This is a genomic window from Thiocystis violacea (assembly GCF_016583575.1).
Lineage (GTDB): Bacteria > Pseudomonadota > Gammaproteobacteria > Chromatiales > Chromatiaceae > Thiocystis > Thiocystis violacea.
On the sequence record NZ_NRRG01000007.1, the window covers coordinates 103,931 to 118,789 of the forward strand.

Annotated in this window: 11 protein-coding genes and 1 pseudogene; 9 read left to right on the forward strand and 3 right to left on the reverse strand. The window is 64.0% G+C overall.

From position 1 onward, the window contains the following. Positions 1–130 precede the first annotated feature (130 nt). The 3 genes from CKO27_RS05815 to CKO27_RS05825 all read left to right on the forward strand — a co-directional run bounded on the left by CKO27_RS05815 (position 131) and on the right by CKO27_RS05825 (position 5,727). Entirely contained in the window at positions 131–1,360 is a 1,230-nt protein-coding gene (locus CKO27_RS05815) for a YcjF family protein (protein WP_200373934.1), read from the forward strand. A gap of 8 nt (positions 1,361–1,368) precedes the next feature. Beyond that, positions 1,369–2,907: a GTPase family protein gene (locus CKO27_RS05820; protein ID WP_242470754.1), complete on the forward strand. Its 1,539-nt coding sequence runs from the start codon at positions 1,369–1,371 to the stop codon at positions 2,905–2,907. A 111-nt stretch (positions 2,908–3,018) separates the two neighbouring features. Next, positions 3,019–5,727 carry a methyl-accepting chemotaxis protein gene (locus tag CKO27_RS05825; RefSeq protein WP_200373936.1) on the forward strand — a complete coding sequence of 903 codons (2,709 nt, stop codon included), beginning with the start codon at positions 3,019–3,021 and terminating at the stop codon, positions 5,725–5,727. Positions 5,728–5,810: 83 nt separating this feature from the next. On the opposite strand, the gene CKO27_RS05830 is transcribed toward CKO27_RS05825, so the two are convergent. Next, complete coding sequence (locus CKO27_RS05830) at positions 5,811–9,365, reverse strand: sulfite exporter TauE/SafE family protein (protein WP_200373937.1); 3,555 nt, start codon at positions 9,363–9,365, stop codon at positions 5,811–5,813. 252 nt (positions 9,366–9,617) lie between these two features. Between CKO27_RS05830 and CKO27_RS05835 the strand changes: the two genes are divergently transcribed. Continuing rightward, positions 9,618–9,953 (forward strand): hypothetical protein, encoded by a 336-nt coding sequence (locus CKO27_RS05835; RefSeq protein ID WP_200373938.1) that lies wholly within the window; start codon positions 9,618–9,620, stop codon positions 9,951–9,953. Between the two features lie 99 nt (positions 9,954–10,052). Here CKO27_RS05835 and CKO27_RS05840 read toward each other — a convergent pair whose 3' ends face one another. Beyond that, positions 10,053–10,592 (reverse strand): Lcl C-terminal domain-containing protein, encoded by a 540-nt coding sequence (locus tag CKO27_RS05840; RefSeq protein ID WP_200373939.1) that lies wholly within the window; start codon positions 10,590–10,592, stop codon positions 10,053–10,055. A 470-nt stretch (positions 10,593–11,062) separates the two neighbouring features. Between CKO27_RS05840 and CKO27_RS05845 the strand changes: the two genes are divergently transcribed. The 5 genes from CKO27_RS05845 to CKO27_RS05865 are packed head-to-tail and all read left to right on the forward strand — an operon-like array spanning position 11,063 to position 14,555. Further along, complete coding sequence (locus CKO27_RS05845; protein ID WP_200373940.1) at positions 11,063–11,638, forward strand: Panacea domain-containing protein; 576 nt, start codon at positions 11,063–11,065, stop codon at positions 11,636–11,638. Position 11,639: 1 nt separating this feature from the next. After that, complete coding sequence (locus CKO27_RS05850; RefSeq protein ID WP_200373941.1) at positions 11,640–12,092, forward strand: hypothetical protein; 453 nt, start codon at positions 11,640–11,642, stop codon at positions 12,090–12,092. A 15-nt stretch (positions 12,093–12,107) separates the two neighbouring features. Then, complete coding sequence (locus tag CKO27_RS05855) at positions 12,108–13,919, forward strand: site-specific DNA-methyltransferase (protein WP_200373942.1); 1,812 nt, start codon at positions 12,108–12,110, stop codon at positions 13,917–13,919. Between the two features lie 16 nt (positions 13,920–13,935). Then, positions 13,936–14,160 (forward strand): hypothetical protein, encoded by a 225-nt coding sequence (locus tag CKO27_RS05860; RefSeq protein WP_200373943.1) that lies wholly within the window; start codon positions 13,936–13,938, stop codon positions 14,158–14,160. Next, entirely contained in the window at positions 14,160–14,555 is a 396-nt protein-coding gene (locus tag CKO27_RS05865) for a type II toxin-antitoxin system VapC family toxin (RefSeq protein WP_200373944.1), read from the forward strand. The genes CKO27_RS05860 and CKO27_RS05865 overlap by 1 nt, the downstream gene beginning before the upstream one ends. A gap of 141 nt (positions 14,556–14,696) precedes the next feature. Here the strand turns inward: CKO27_RS05865 and CKO27_RS24455 are convergent. Continuing rightward, positions 14,697–14,859: pseudogene (locus CKO27_RS24455) on the reverse strand (IS4 family transposase); the annotation flags it as partial.

A 14,859-nucleotide genomic window follows, 5' to 3' on the forward strand; every position in this document is an offset into this window, starting at 1 on the left:
ATGGGTGGACGCGACCGTGCGTCTTCTAACTCGACACGCGCGAGGCGCGGCCTCGGGCCGGTTCCAGGCCGTTCGCGACAGCCGTCCTTCAATCAAAGGATTCTAGCCGCCCTTGGGAAGACCATTAGAGATGATCGATTTCGACTGGAAGACGCGACCGAACCGCTGGCGCCGGCTGCGGGACATCCTCTTGAGCCCGCGCGTGGCCGACCGGGAACTCGCGGCGGCGCTCGCGGCGGCGCGCGTGCGCCTGCCCTTGCCGGTGATCTGGCTGATCGGCAAGACCCAGTCGGGCAAGACCTCCATCATCCACGCGCTCACCGGGAGCGCGCGCGCCGAGATCGGCAACGGGTTTCAGCCCAGCACCAGAAGCTCGCGGCTCTATGATTTTCCGGCTCGGGTTCCCGTGGTGCGTTTTCTCGACACCCGCGGGCTGGGTGAGGTCGCCTACGATCCGGGCGAGGACATTCGGTTCGGCGAGTCCCAGGCGCATCTGTTGCTGGGGGTCATGAAGGCGACCGATATCGAGCAGGAAGCGGTGTTCGAGGTCATTCGCGCCGTGCGTCGACGCCATCCGGAATGGCCGCTCGTCATCGCCCAGACCGGGCTGCACGAGGGCTATCCGCCCGGTCACGACCACCGCTGGCCCTATCCCTTCGAGGAAGAGCCCTGGCCGGCCTCGGTCCCGCCCGATCTGGCGCGGGCGCTCAAGGCGCAGCGCGATCGGGCGGGTCCGATCCCAGGGCGAACGCCCGCGCGCTGGGTTCCGGTCGATCTCACCTTGCCGGAGGACGGCTACGAGCCGCCGCACTACGGCCTGGAGGCCCTGTGGCGCGCCATCGATAGCCTGGCCGTTCCGCGTCTGCGCTTTCTGCTCGGGAGCGACGCCGAGGTGCGGGATCTGTTCGAGCGCGCGGCCCATCCGCACATCCTCGGCTACGCGCTGGCCGCGGCGGGGGTCGGTGCATTACCCTTGGTCGACTTGGCGGGAGTGCCCGCGATCCAGGCGAAGATGCTGCAAAGCCTGGCGGCGATCCATGAACAGGAGTGGGACCGCCAGACCATCCTCGAATTTCTCGGCCTCCTGGGGGCGGGTATCGGGGTCGGCTATGGGGCGCGTGTCGCGGGTCGGACCCTGATGAAACTGGTGCCCTATCTCGGGCAGACGCTCGGCACCGTCTGGGGTGCGAGCACCAGTGGCGCGACGACCTTCGCCCTCGGCAAGGCCGCGGCCTACTACCTCCATCGACGGAATCTGGGATTGGCCACGGATGCCAGGGCGCTGCGTCGGGTGTTCGCGGATCAACTGTCTCAGGGCTCGGATATCCTGCGCGACGGCATCGGGTCAGGTAGACCATGAAAGCATTGATGAATCGGATCGATCGCTGGTGGCTGGGGGCGCTCCTGCTGTGGGTGATCCCTTTCGTCGCCCTGCTGCCGATGGGTTTGCTGTGGCTGCATGAGCAGGGCGCCGTGCTGGTCTGGCTCGGCTCCATCCTCCTGTTCAGCGTCGCTGGATACGCCCTGCAACAGTGGCGGCGCAAAGAGGCGCGGGATGCGCTCGACGCCGCTCGAACCCAGCCGGATCCCGCCTGGCCGCCGCTCGCCGATGGCGCTTGGGCGCTGGTCGAGGCGATGGCCGAGGGGATCGATCCGGCGGACTGGCCGCTCGACGAGGAGATGCGGCTCGGCGCGCTCGCCCGGCGGACCCTGGAACAGATCGCCGGCTATTATCACCCCGAGGTCGACCAGCCCCTGCTGGAACTGCGCCTGCCCCACGCCCTGCTCATCATCGAGCGGGCGAGCCGCGATCTGCGCGAAAGCCTCACCGAGCACATCCCCTTCAGTCATCGCCTGACGGTCGGTGCCCTGGCGCGCGCCTACCGCTGGAAACCCTTCGCGGAGCGCCTGCTGGGTCTCTATCGGGCGGGGAATCTGGTGCTCAATCCCAGCCATGCCTTGCTCAACGAAGCCTGGGGTCGGCTCCGCGAGCGTGGCTTCACGGCGGCCAGGGAGGATCTCTACCGCTGGTTGCTCCAGGAGTACGTGCGCAAGGTCGGACACTATGCCATCGAGCTTTATAGCGGACGTCTGCTCCTGAGCGACGAGGATCCGGTCAGGCGTCCGACGCAAGCCTCCAGTCGGGATCTGGAGCGCGCCGAGGCCGAGACCGCCAGCGGCGGCCCGCTGGAGGAGCCGCTGCGGATCCTGGTCCTGGGCCGATCGAATACCGGAAAATCAAGCCTCATCAATGCCCTGTTCGGCCAGCTTCGGGCCGCGATCGATCTGGTTCCCGATACCACCAGGGCGCTCACGCCCTACCGTCTGGAGCGCGAGGGGGTGGATGTCGCGCTGATTTTCGACACGCCCGGTTCCGAGCGTCTGGCCTACAAGAGCCTGCACGACGCGGCCACCGCGGCCGACATGATCATCTGGGTGAGCGCCGCGCATCGTCCCGATCGCCAGTCCGAGCGCCAGACCCTGGACGCCCTGCGCACCGCCCAGGGCGCGCGGGTCGACCGTCGTCCACCGCCCCTGATGGTGGTGGTGACCCACATCGATCGGCTGCGTCCCCTGCGCGAGTGGCAGCCGCCCTACGACCTGACCGACACGACCAATCTCAAGGCGATGAGCATCCAGGCGGCAGTCACCGCCCTGGCGGCGGATCTCGAGGTGCCCATCGCCAACGTGATTCCGGTCTGTCTGGCGGAGGGACGTGTCTACAACGTCGACGACAGCCTCTGGACCGCGCTCATCGAACAGACGGACCGCGCCCAGCGGGTGCGGCTCCTGCGCTGTCAGGACGCGCGGCGCCGGGAGGAAAACTGGAACCTGCTGCGACGTCAGCTCGCGAATGCCGGACGCTTCCTGCTCGCCCTGCCGGGACGCACGTCACGGAATCCATGATCCGCGTCCGGTGGCGATACTCATCCTGTGTCGGTCGGCGCTACCATGCGCGCATTCAATTCAAGCCCGGTCAGCCGCCGCGCCGGGCGTCCGTCACTCCAGGGATTTCCAATGCGCCTCAATCTTCCAGTGACCGACGTCGAGCACGCCATGCCGGACGATCGGTTGATCGTCTCCCGGACCGATCCCAAGGGTCGGATCACCCAGGTCAATCAAGCCTTCGTCGATATCAGCGGTTACGCGGAGGAGGAACTGCTCGGCGCGCCGCACAATCTCGTGCGTCATCCGGATATGCCGGCCGCCGCCTTCGCCGACCTCTGGAAGACCATTCAGGACGGTCGTCCCTGGAGCGGAGTCGTCAAGAACCGCTGCAAGAACGGTGACTACTATTGGGTCGAGGCCAATGTCTCGCCCCAGTTCGAAAACGGTGCCGTCACCGGCTATATCTCGGTGCGACGCAAACCGAGCCGGGAACAGATCCAGGCCGCCGAGGCCCTGTATGCCCGTCTGCGCGCGGGCAAGCCCGCCCTGCCGCTGTTGGCCCGTGCCCTGGCTCGGATCAACGACATTTTCATCGCCAGGGCCTTGCCCGGTGGTCTGCTGCTCATCTCGCTGCTGTTCATCCTGGCCATCGCCCAGTCGCTGCTCGGCCTGCGTCAGGCGACCGAAGAATCGAGACGCCTCACGGAGGAAACCCAGGCTCTTGAGCAGTCGTACAACGATATGTACGCGCAGGGTCTCCAGATGGTGGCGGCCATGCGCTTCATCCTGCTCAACCCGACCGACGCCAAGGTACGCGGCACACTGAAGAAGGCGCGCGATGGATTCGACGTGGAGTTGACCCGCGCCCGCGATCTGTCGGGCGAGGACGCGCGCGCGCTCGAGACGCTGGACGCGATCGACGCCGGGCGGAGACGCCATGTCGAGATCCATGACCAGATCCTGGAGCGTCTGGACGCGGACGACATGATCGGCGCTCGTCGGATCTATGACGCCGAGGAGGCCCGCGTCTGGCGCCCCTACAAGGATCTGATGCTGGAGGCGGTTCAGGGCATCAAGGCGGAGGCACGAGCCAAGCGCGACGCCTTCATGGCGGCCGCCGAGCGCGCCGAGGACAAGGCGCTCGTCTTCACCCTGATCGCCGCGCTGCTGGCGATCGTGCTGGGCGTCTGGCTGACACGCAAGATCAGCCGTCCGTTGCGCGTCACGCTGGAGCACCTCGGGGCCATCGCCAATGGCGACTACGCCACCCGGATCCAGGTCGGCAACAAGGACGAGCTGGGCGAGATGATGCTCGCCGTCAAATCGGTTCAGGCCCGACTCGATTACGACATCCAGGAAGTCAAACGGATCGCGCTGGAGAATCTCGGAATCCGCGCGGGTCTCGATCAAGTCACGCTCCCGGTCACCATCTCCAATCCGCGTGGCCAGCTCGTTTATCTAAACGAGTCGGCACGCATCTTCTGGGGCGGCATGGCCGCGGACATCGCGCGCCAGAGGCCTGGATTCAGCGTCGACACCATGATCGGCCGTCGTCTGGCGGATCTCATCGAGGAAGCGGAGGTTCGCGCGGCCTTCGATGCGTCGCTCACGCAAACCCGTCAATTCGACATCCGTTTGGCGGGTCGTCAACTCCTGCTCACCGCCAGCCCAGTCCGGGACGTGGACGGCAGTTATCGCGGACGGGTGACCCAATGGCTCGACCGCACCGCCGAGGTGACGGCCGAGCAGGAGATCGCCGGGCTGATCGGAGCCGCCGCGCACGGCGATTTCAGTCAGCGGATCGATGTCAGCGGCAAGGACGGCTTTTTCCTCCAACTCGGCGAGGGACTCAACCGGCTGATGGAGATCGTCGCCAGCGGCCTCGCCGACATGGCCGGGGTGCTCAACGCCATCGCCTCCGGTGACCTCAACCGTAGCATCGAGACCGACTACGAAGGCACCTTCGGTCAGCTCAAGGACGACACCAACGGCATGGCCGCGCGGCTGCGCGAGGTAGTCGGGCGCATTCTGGAGGTCTCCGACGCCATCACCACCGCCGCCGGAGAAATCGCCTCCGGCAACGCCGATCTCTCGGGACGCACCGAGGAGCAGGCCGCCAGCCTGGAAGAGACCGCCAGCTCCATGGAGCAGCTTAACGCCACGGTCAAGCAGAACGCCCAGAACGCCGACCAGGCCAACCGTCTGGCGCACAACGCCAACGCGGTCGCCACGCGCGGCGGCGAGATGGTCCGGCGGGTGGTGGAGACCATGGGCGGCATCCAGGACTCCAGCCGGCGCATCGCCGACATCATCGGCGTGATCGACTCCATCGCCTTCCAGACCAACATCCTGGCGCTCAACGCGGCGGTCGAGGCGGCGCGCGCCGGCGAGCAGGGGCGAGGCTTCGCGGTGGTCGCCTCCGAGGTACGCGGTCTGGCGCAACGCAGCGCCCAGGCGGCCAAGGAGATCAAGGAGCTGATCAGCGACTCGGTCGGCAAGGTCGAGGGCGGGGTGCACCTAGCGACCCAGGCTGGCGACACCATGGGGGAAATTCTTCACAGCTTCCAGCAGGTCACCGGACTGGTCGACGAGATCACCAACGCCTCGCGCGAGCAGAGCAGCGGGATCGAGCAGGTGACCCAGGCGGTCGCCCGGATGGACGAGGTGACCCAGCAGAACGCGGCGCTGGTGGAAGAAGCGGCGGCGGCGGCCGAGAGTCTGGAGGATCAGACCCGCGTACTGGCCGAAACGGTATCGATGTTCCGCCTCTCACCGACTTCCGCTGTCAAAGAGCCGACCGCGTCTAACCCGAAGGCTCTACGCCGTCTCCCCGACTGAAGCCATGGATGAAACGCCACTACCAAAAAACCATGTAAAAGATTAAAAAACAATAATTTATACTAACAACTAACAACTAACAACTATCCCAAATCAATACAAACATGGGTCGCGCCGGCCCGTCCGCTGAAGACCCGGATGTCCTCGCGAATGCGATCGCGGCAAATCTCCCCGAGCGCGGCGCGGTTGCCTCGGATCTCGGCGTTCAGATAGAGATCGGGTTCCTGGAGCCAGATGGACAGGCATAGCTCGATCGGGGGCTCGGATTCCTCGGTCTTCTTCATCCGCAATTCCATCATCAGTTCGAACGAGGCGCTCGCCAGACGCGGACGTCGCGTCTGGATCCAGGACAGGGCGCAGTCCGGATCCTTGCAACGGCGCCGCAGCGCGTAGGCCAACTCCCGATCGCAGAAGACGCAGATCGCCTGCTCGATCTCGGCCAGGTGGCGTTGCGCGTCGCGCAGCCGTTGCGGGTTTTCCACCTCGTTGGCGATCTGTTGGCGCAGGACGCGCCGCAGCCGGTCGAACGCCTTGGGCAGGGTGCCGCTATGGAATCCTCGCTTGAGAAATCCCCGCAGGGTCTCGCCGTGACTGCCAATGATGGCGGGCTCGATCGGAACATGGGCCAGGTCTTCCCGGCGCACGGCGTAGAGGCCGGGCCTGGCGCCAACGGCGGGGTTGAGGGCGGAATGATTGGCGGCGTAGATCTTCCAGTTCTCCTTCAGCTCCCAGACCAGGAAGCCCGCCAGCCCTGGCAGCAGCAGCATGGTCAGGGTGACGAAGGGGATCGCGATCCATTTCGGCAACACCGGGTCGAGCACCTCGACCATGAGGCTGGTGATCAGCGGCAGAAACGGCAGCATCAGTTTGTGCGCGATGGTGACCAGCGGGAAGTGCTTGATCGGGTTGACCTGGGGCTCCACCAGCACCGTCGCGTAGAACTGGATGATCGATTCCAGGAAGCGCCAGACCGGGACTAGCAGCGCCTTGAGCAGCAGTTGCGGCGCGGATTCGCCGAGATGGTGGCTCAGGCGCTCCTCGATGCGATGCAATCCCTGCTGGAAGCGTCGGGTGACCTCCTTGAAGAAGATCATCAGCTCCTGGATCAGTCCCAGCACCAGGGTCTGGTTGAGGCGTCGCACGAAGGCACCGACGGCGCTGGCGATATCGTCCAGCACCCGCCGGCCACCGGGCGTGTTGCGCACCAGGATGCCCAGGACCAGGGTCAGCGCGACGAGCGACAGGTTGGGTCGCACCCAGGCGCCCTCGATCAGACTCGCCGCCCCGACGATCGGTAGCATCAGAAGCAGGCCGATCACGAAGGGTCTGAGCAGATTGCGGTCCAGTCCGCGAACGATCTCGCTCTCCAGCAGCCGGCTGACGGGCCGCCAGCGCATGAGCCGTCGCATCCCGTCGAACAGCAGCAACCGCAGACTCCACCAGAGGGCGCGCAGAAAGGCCCGCGCGCCGATCCGCCCGGCGCTGGTATAGGCGACGGCGTTGATCAGGAGCGCGAGTCCGACGAGCAGCCATGGGTTGGTCAGGTGCACGCTCGGCTCCACCGAGGCGAGCAGGCCCACGATCACGTCCAGCGTCTTGAGCCCGATGAAGGCCAGCCCCAGCGGGAGAATCAGGTGACGCAGCAGGAGTCGGCCCTGGGGCGTGCCGAAGAGCGGCGCGCCGAGCTTTTGCAGACCCTTGATGTAGATCTCGCCCGGTCGGTAGACACCGGGCAGCGCGCGCGCGGCACGACTATCGAAGCGGGCCAGGCGATCGCCCCGAAACAACTCGTCGACCGATAGATCCGGCAGCCGCATCAGGTTGCGCGCCACGATGTCGCGCATATCCGTGAATCTGAGATGCCGCCGGTGCTCGATCACGTCCAGCAGCTCGCGCAGCAACTTGTTGAAGGCGACCTCCTCGCGGTGGCTGCCGGGGGTGAAGCCGGCCTCGCGCAGCGCGCGCTGGAGATGCGGCTTGAGCTGTCCCTCCAGGTGATCGGTGAGACGCCGGGACAGGGCCTGCAACGGCTGCCGGGAGCGCTCCGCCTCCGGCGCGGGCCAACCGAGGCGATCCAGGCGGTTCTGGGCCATGTCGAGCGCGCGCAGGGCCTTGAGGTTGGCCTGGAAGGGCAGGATCTGGCGCAGGCGGGTCCGCCCGGCCGACAGCAGCCAGGCGATGGGTCTGAGCTGGTAGTAGGTCGTGCGGCTCTCCATGAGCACACGTTCCAGATCCCGCAGGAGACCGCGCGAGGCGCGACGGCGGTCGAGCAGATCCTCGCCGAGCCGCCCGACCAGGATTCCCAACTCCCGACCGGCGTCCGAACTCATCTTCCACTTGGCCGCCAGCAGGCCCGCGAGCGCCTCCCCGGCACCGTGCCGGCGTTGTTCCAGGATCCGCCTGACCTGTTCCGCCTCCGGCGCGCAGGGCTCGCCCATCGCCTCGAAACGTCGCTCGGCCGTGGCCAGATGGCGAATCGTGGCGGCGTAGTGATCGGTGCTCTCGGTGCGTTGCGCGCGTCGCACGGCGTGACCGAAGAGCCGCAGATACAACTCCAGGCGGACTCCGCGCGCCGGTTGAGGGGAACGGCTCCGGCGGCGCAAGCGATTCGGCAGTTCCAGCAGCGGTTCCAGGATCGGGGCGACGACGTCGAGCAAACGGTCCTTCAAGTGGCTCCGCCAGTCCTGCCGCGGCAGTTGCAGCCCTCGGCGCAGGGCGGCGAGACAGCGCGCCTCGGGTGCCCTGGTGTCGGTCGGGGGAAGCTCGTCGAGGTCGAGAGCCTCCAGCAGGAATGTTTCCGGCTCGCCGGCGCGCGCCGCTGAAGGCTGGATCGACGCGGATCGCTGGACGCTATCGAGATCCGGATCCGAGAGACCGTAAGGCAGGCCGCTCGGCAGCAGCGGATACCGGGTCGGATGTCCGCAGCGCGCCTCCGGCCGGGAGCGCTCCAGCAGGCACGGCAGGCGACTCGCGGGCTTGGGAGGCGGCAGATCGAGTCCGCTCTCGGTTAGCCAAGCGTCCAGCGTCGGCCAATCGCGGATCGCCGGAAAGAAATAGCCGCGCGCCCCCGGACTGAAATAGCGCAGCCGCGACACCAGGGCGACGAAGGCGCGACAGACCTGAGCGTCGTCCAGCCCGGCCGGCATGACGCCATCTCGGGTGAGGACATCGCGCACCTCGGCCATCCCGGTCTCGCCGATCAGCTCCCGCAGCCGTTTGGGACCGAAGCCGCCACCGTCCTCGTTGAGATCGCGCGCCATCCACCAGGCCCGCGCGATCTCGCCCTCGAAGCGTCGCGCCCAGTAATCGCGCAGCAGGCGGGTGAAGCCGGCATGATCCAGCCGCAGCTCCAGCGGCATCGGGAGCAGGATCACATAGTCCGGCAGACTCAGCCCCTCGATGACCGCCAGCGCCTCCGGGTTCTCGGACTCCAGCCCGCTCAGGAAATCCGCGCGCGACATCACATAGTAGGCGAGGTCCGGAATCGATCCGGCGTATCCCTGGGGTTCCAGATGCTCGGAGACCAGGCGTTCCAGCGCGCGCGGGTGAAACAGAAAGACACCCTCCGCCGGCTTGAATACGCACGAGCGGAACTGTCGGGCGATGGATTCGTCGGTGCCGGGTGGTTGTCGAGACACGGATTGGGCGCCTAGGGACGCTGTTGGGAATAGGGCGCGCGCTTCGGAGAAACGCCCAGACCGACGAGAAAGAGACCAAAAGGGGCGAGATCCGCGATGATCAAGGCCGGGATGAGGGTTATAATCAACTGTTTTCAGGAAATCCAGGGCCGATGGTGTCCCACCCGGCGAGCGGCATCATAGCATGGCGGCTCCCGATCCCGGATCGGCCCGTCGCCTCTTGCGATCTTTATGGAGCGATGAACCTCGACCATGCACTACCGTGTCTTTTACCTATTCGATCGGTCCGGGGAATCCATCTCCTCGGCCAGTGCCGTGGAAATGAGCGCCAGGGCCATATGCGAGCAGCTGCTTCCCCGCCTGCAAAGCGAGGACGACTATCTCGGAATCATCGACGCCAAGGAAAACACCATGCAGATCCTTTGCGAGCCCGGATCGGACCGTTATTGGGTCGAGCTGCCGATCGACGCCGCCAAGGCCTCCTATGGCCGCTATCTCGGGCTCGACGAACTCAAGGAACTCATGATGTCGCTGCCCCAGGTCTTCGATCGCGCGGTCATCCCTGGTCTGGAATACCGCCCCTGGTAGCGCGGCCCCGAGAGTGGGGAAATCGCACTCGCGGTCTCGCTTGGGGCGTGGAACCCATCCCTGGCGGCTCCCTAACCGCCGGATGGCTGGTGTCGTCGCTCAGGGCGGTGGTGGATTGCGTTGCAGGGTGCCGCGCACCAGCCGAACGCGACCGCTCTGGGTCTTGTTGGCCCGGTAATACTGACCGCTGAAGAAACTCACGGACCAGGCGCGCTCCAACCCCCCCGTATCCGCCGACGAGGACCAGAACAGGCCGGCGGGCGTGTTCGGAAAGACCTGTGGATTGATCGCCGGCGAGTAGTGACACTTCTCCACGATGGTCAGCAACTCCTCCCCCGTCGGCAGCCGCCACCCATCCTTCAGCCCCTCCGCCAGCTTATTGGCCTTCGCCCAGGTATGGGACGCCGGTCGTCCCTCGCAGCCATTGCTCTTCGCCACCCAGCGCTGACCCAGCGCGCAGCGCTGCCACTCCAGCGTCGTGCGCTCATGACGCACCGCCAGCCCCTCCTCAAGCAGCACGAACTCGGTCGAGGGCGTGGTCTCCGCCATCCCCTTGAGACAGGCATCCGTCGCCCCCGGAATATCCGCCGCCAGGCCAGGCCGCGCCAGCAGCCAAGCGAGGAGGAGAGAGCCGATCATCGTGATGGAATCGGGGCATGGACGGCGCATGGGCTGTGGACATGGAGTAGGGCGAGTGGGGGATCGGATTGTCCGACGCGGGACGATCCGAGTCTAGCGAGGGACCGAGCGGAGGTTTAGGTTCGGGGCGACCGATAACGCAAGGGTGCCGGCGGATTCGGTCAAGGATTTGCCCCTGTATCAGGTAGCGGCAAACTCAACGATAAGCGGAGGATCGCGGTTCCTCCGGGGCGATACGAGCTTCAAGGTGGACGGTGCGGGTTGGTTCTCTGGGCATGATGGGTACTCAACGCCTTTCGGTTGCGCGGCCTGATCCAGCCAGAACCGGGCCTGTCGGGAAGCCCCCCGGGGTGACGATTCGCGGCTCGCGGCCTTGAAAGATGGCCAGGAGAAGCCACGGAAGGCATGATAGGCGCCCTTTGGCGATGGCGCGCATCCTTGCACCTTCGACGTGGGAGATAACGTCCATCATGATCCAGAACACCAGATTCATCACCCACGAACGCGAAAAGCTGATCAACGCGATTGTCTATTTCGCGAGAAACACTCGATACTTAGGCAAGATAAAGCTGTTCAAACTGCTTTATCTGCTCGACTTCGAACATTTCCGCCAGACTGGACAGAATGTTACGGGGTTGGCTTATAGCGCCTGGAAGTACGGCCCCGTACCGGTCGCGCTTGCCCAAGAATGGGAGGAGCTGGAATCCGATTTGGCGGCGGCTATCGCCATCCGTCCCCAGCAAGTCGTCGATTACGAACGTCAAGCGGTTATCGCCCTGACTGAATTCGACGACAGTCACTTTTCCAGGCGCGAGTTGCGCATCATGGCCGAGCTTGTGAACAAGTACGGCGAAGAATACTCACCAAAAATGATCGACGTCACGCACGCCGAAAATGGTGCTTGGGCCAAGGTTTGGAACGACGGGGAAGGGTTCAACCAGCGCATTTCCTATGACCTTGCCTTGGCGGATGATGAAACGCACCGGGACGCCATCCTGGAGGCGGCCGAGGAATACCAAGCCATCGTCAATTCGGCGCGGGGTTGAGGTGGCGGGGACATTGCCGGCGGATGTCGCCCCCGGAGACATCTATCGCCGCGACCGTTTTTACCGTGACGCGGCCGGTCAATGGCAAACCAAATATCTCCTGGTGCTGGCGGGCACGCAGGACGGCGACGTGGTCTTTCGTCTCCTGACCAGCCGGGTGCATGGCCGCCCCGAGTGCCCGCCTTGCTATCATGGCGATCCTTACGCGGGTTTCTATCTGGGCTATTTGGGCGGCGAGCTGACCGCGAAGAGTTGGCTCGATCTGCGTCGACAGGATGACTATGACGGCCTTTCGTTCGCCGCCGATCTCACCGCCAGCGCCTTGACCCAGGTCGCGACCCTTGCGAAGGACATCCTTTGCCAGGCGCTCGATTGCGCGGCCAAGGCGGATGACACCACCCGGCAGCAGGAATGTTTGATGCGTGACCAACGCACGGCGTTGTGTTGCCCCTAATTGAAGGAACCGACCATGCCGGAGCTTGATTTCAAGGGCAAGGAATTCGTCTACAACCATCATCTGGCCATCCCGCACCGCCCGTTGATCGCTTGGCCGGACAAGTCCATCGGCGAACCGCGACTTGACGGCAACCTGATCATCCACGGCGACAATCTGCATGCCCTGAAGACCCTGATGCCCATGTACGCCGGGCGGGTGGACTGCATCTTCATCGATCCCCCGTACAACACCGGCAACGAAGGCTGGAGCTACAACGACAACGTCAACAGCCCGATGCTGCGCGAGTGGCTCGACAGCAATCCGGTCGGCATCGAGGATGGGCTACGCCATGACAAATGGCTGTGCATGATGTGGCCACGGCTGCGGTTGCTGCATGAACTACTGTCGGAGTCGGGGAGTTTCTGGATGACGCTCGACGATAACGAAATCCATCGGGCGCGGATGATGTTGGATGAGATCTTCGGCGCCGGTCATTTCGTCGCGACTTGTATCTGGCACAAGAACTACTCGCCCAAACCGTCAGCTCAGTTCTTTTCGGAAGATCACGATTACCTGTTGATCTACGCGAAAGATAAAAATGTCTGGCGTCCGAACCTGCTGGAGCGAACGGACGATATGGATGCCCGTTACGACAATCCAGACAACGATGCGCGAGGCCCTTGGAAGCCTGGCGATCTGTCGGCGCGCAACTACTACGGCGAGGGCACTTACCCGATTACCTGCCCGTCTGGCCGGGTCATTCCGGGGCCGCCCGGTGGGAATTACTGGCGTGTTTCTGCAACCAAGTTCAAGGAGATGGACCGTGACGGTCGCGTCTGGTGGGGCGAGGATGGCAACAACATCCCTTCGATCAAGCGATTTCTCTCCGAGGTCAAAGCCGGTCGCGTGCCGCAAACCCTGTGGGAGTACGACGAGGTCGGCCATACTCAAGACGCCAAAAAGGAACTGCTGTCCGTGCTGGACTTCGCCAGTTCCGACGATGTTTTCGTCACCCCCAAGCCGGTAGCCCTGCTGTCCCGCGTGCTGGAACTGGCCACCACCGAGCATTCCATTGTGCTCGACAGCTTTGCCGGTTCGGCCACCACCGCCCACGCCGTCCTGACCGCGAACAACAAGGACGGCGGCGACCGAACATTCATCCTGGTCGAATGCGAGGACTACGCCGACACCCTCACCGCCGAGCGCGTCCGCCGCGTCATCGACGGCTATGCCTTTTCCGGCAACCAACGCGAAGAACTTCACCGTGAACGGCTCACCTTCACCAGCCTCAGAAGGGCCGACCGACTGCTGGACCATGTCGAGTCCATCAAGACCCTGGACGGCCATCGCTTCGACCGGATCAAGTCCGAGGTCAAGGACGGCGAACTGATCGTCACCGGTGAGAAGGCCATCACCGAACGGGTCGCGGGATTGGGCGGCGGTTTTACCTTCTGCACCCTGGGCGAGGCCGTGGACATGGATCGGATGCTCACCGGCGAATCGCTGCCGGCCTTCGATCAACTGGGCGCGCTGCTATTCCACACCGCCACCAATGAAATCGCCCCCAATCCCTTGCCGACCGAGGAGATCGCGGGCTGCGGCTATCTCGGCGCATCCAGCCACTATCATGTCTGGCTGATCTACCGCCCCGATCTGGAATTCCTCAAATCCCGCGAGGCGGCCCTGACCCTGTCGCGCGCCCAAGCCATGGTGAACGCGAAGCCGGACAAGCCGCATCGGGTCTTCGCCCCGGCCAAGTTCGTCTCGCAAAAGCTGCTGAATGACAGCGGTCTGCCGGTCGAATTCGCGCCGCTGCCGTTTGCGTTGTATCGCATTGAACGCTGACCAGAGGAACGAGGATATGTACACAGCAGTCAAGGGTATTTATGAAAATGGCCAGGTGGTTTTGGAAGAAGCCCCTCCAACGCGACGCAAGACAAAAGTCGTGGTGATGTTTATCGGCGATGAAGAAAATGGACCCGCGAGTTCAAGCAGAGGCGTTCGTTTGGGAAGTTTGGCGGGACAGGGTTACCGCATACCCGAGAATTTCAACGATCCCCTGCCGGACTTGAGCGAGTACATGTAATGCGCTACCTGATCGATACCCAGATCCTGATTTGGGCGCTGATCAGCCCGGAGAAACTGTCTTCGAGCACCAGAGATATCTTGCAAGGCAACGATATTTTCGTCAGCCAGATGACCTTTCTTGAAATCGCGATTAAACAGAAAATCGGCAAGCTCACCGAATTCGATCTATCCGTGGAAGCCTTGTTCAATCGCGTGGAACAGGATGGATTTCACGTGCTTTCGCTCGCAATCCCGCACATTGCCGCGTATGACAATATCACCCTGTTTCAGAACCATCGCGACCCATTCGATAGGATCTTGCTGGCGACGGCCCTGAGTGAAGCGATGCCAATTATCTCCGCGGATGAAAATTTTGCACTCTATTTACCGCAAGTTCAGTTTGTTAAAAACTGACTCGATGTGAAAACGACGATCAATGATGCGCGATCTTGACTATCAGGCACGGGTGCTGACCAGAATGGCACTAAGATAAGTCTCTCGATTTTTAAAAACAAACAGTTACAACCGCTGATGCGGTTTGCGGAATCGGTGTCCTCAGCGCTGTTTCTTCGGGTGGCCATGGTTACGGACCTCTTCCTGTGCAATGCGCCTGGGTTTGGTCAGCAGCGGATAGTTCTTCGGGCGACGCTTCAAGGCACGCGGCTCGATGCGGCCACGACGCAAGCCGACCCGTGGTTCGGCGATCAGGACCAGCAGG

Bases quoted from the DNA above. Each gene is read 5' to 3' on its own strand.
- CKO27_RS05815 (WP_200373934.1), top strand. From the start codon at position 131: ATGATCGATTTCGACTGGAAGACGCGACCGAACCGCTGGCGCCGGCTG.
- CKO27_RS05820 (WP_242470754.1), top strand. From the start codon at position 1,369: ATGAATCGGATCGATCGCTGGTGGCTGGGGGCGCTCCTGCTGTGGGTG.
- CKO27_RS05825 (WP_200373936.1), top strand. From the start codon at position 3,019: ATGCGCCTCAATCTTCCAGTGACCGACGTCGAGCACGCCATGCCGGAC.
- CKO27_RS05835 (WP_200373938.1), top strand. From the start codon at position 9,618: ATGCACTACCGTGTCTTTTACCTATTCGATCGGTCCGGGGAATCCATC.
- CKO27_RS05840 (WP_200373939.1), bottom strand. From the start codon at position 10,592: ATGATCGGCTCTCTCCTCCTCGCTTGGCTGCTGGCGCGGCCTGGCCTG.
- CKO27_RS05845 (WP_200373940.1), top strand. From the start codon at position 11,063: ATGATCCAGAACACCAGATTCATCACCCACGAACGCGAAAAGCTGATC.
- CKO27_RS05855 (WP_200373942.1), top strand. From the start codon at position 12,108: ATGCCGGAGCTTGATTTCAAGGGCAAGGAATTCGTCTACAACCATCAT.
- CKO27_RS05860 (WP_200373943.1), top strand. From the start codon at position 13,936: ATGTACACAGCAGTCAAGGGTATTTATGAAAATGGCCAGGTGGTTTTG.
- CKO27_RS05865 (WP_200373944.1), top strand. From the start codon at position 14,160: ATGCGCTACCTGATCGATACCCAGATCCTGATTTGGGCGCTGATCAGC.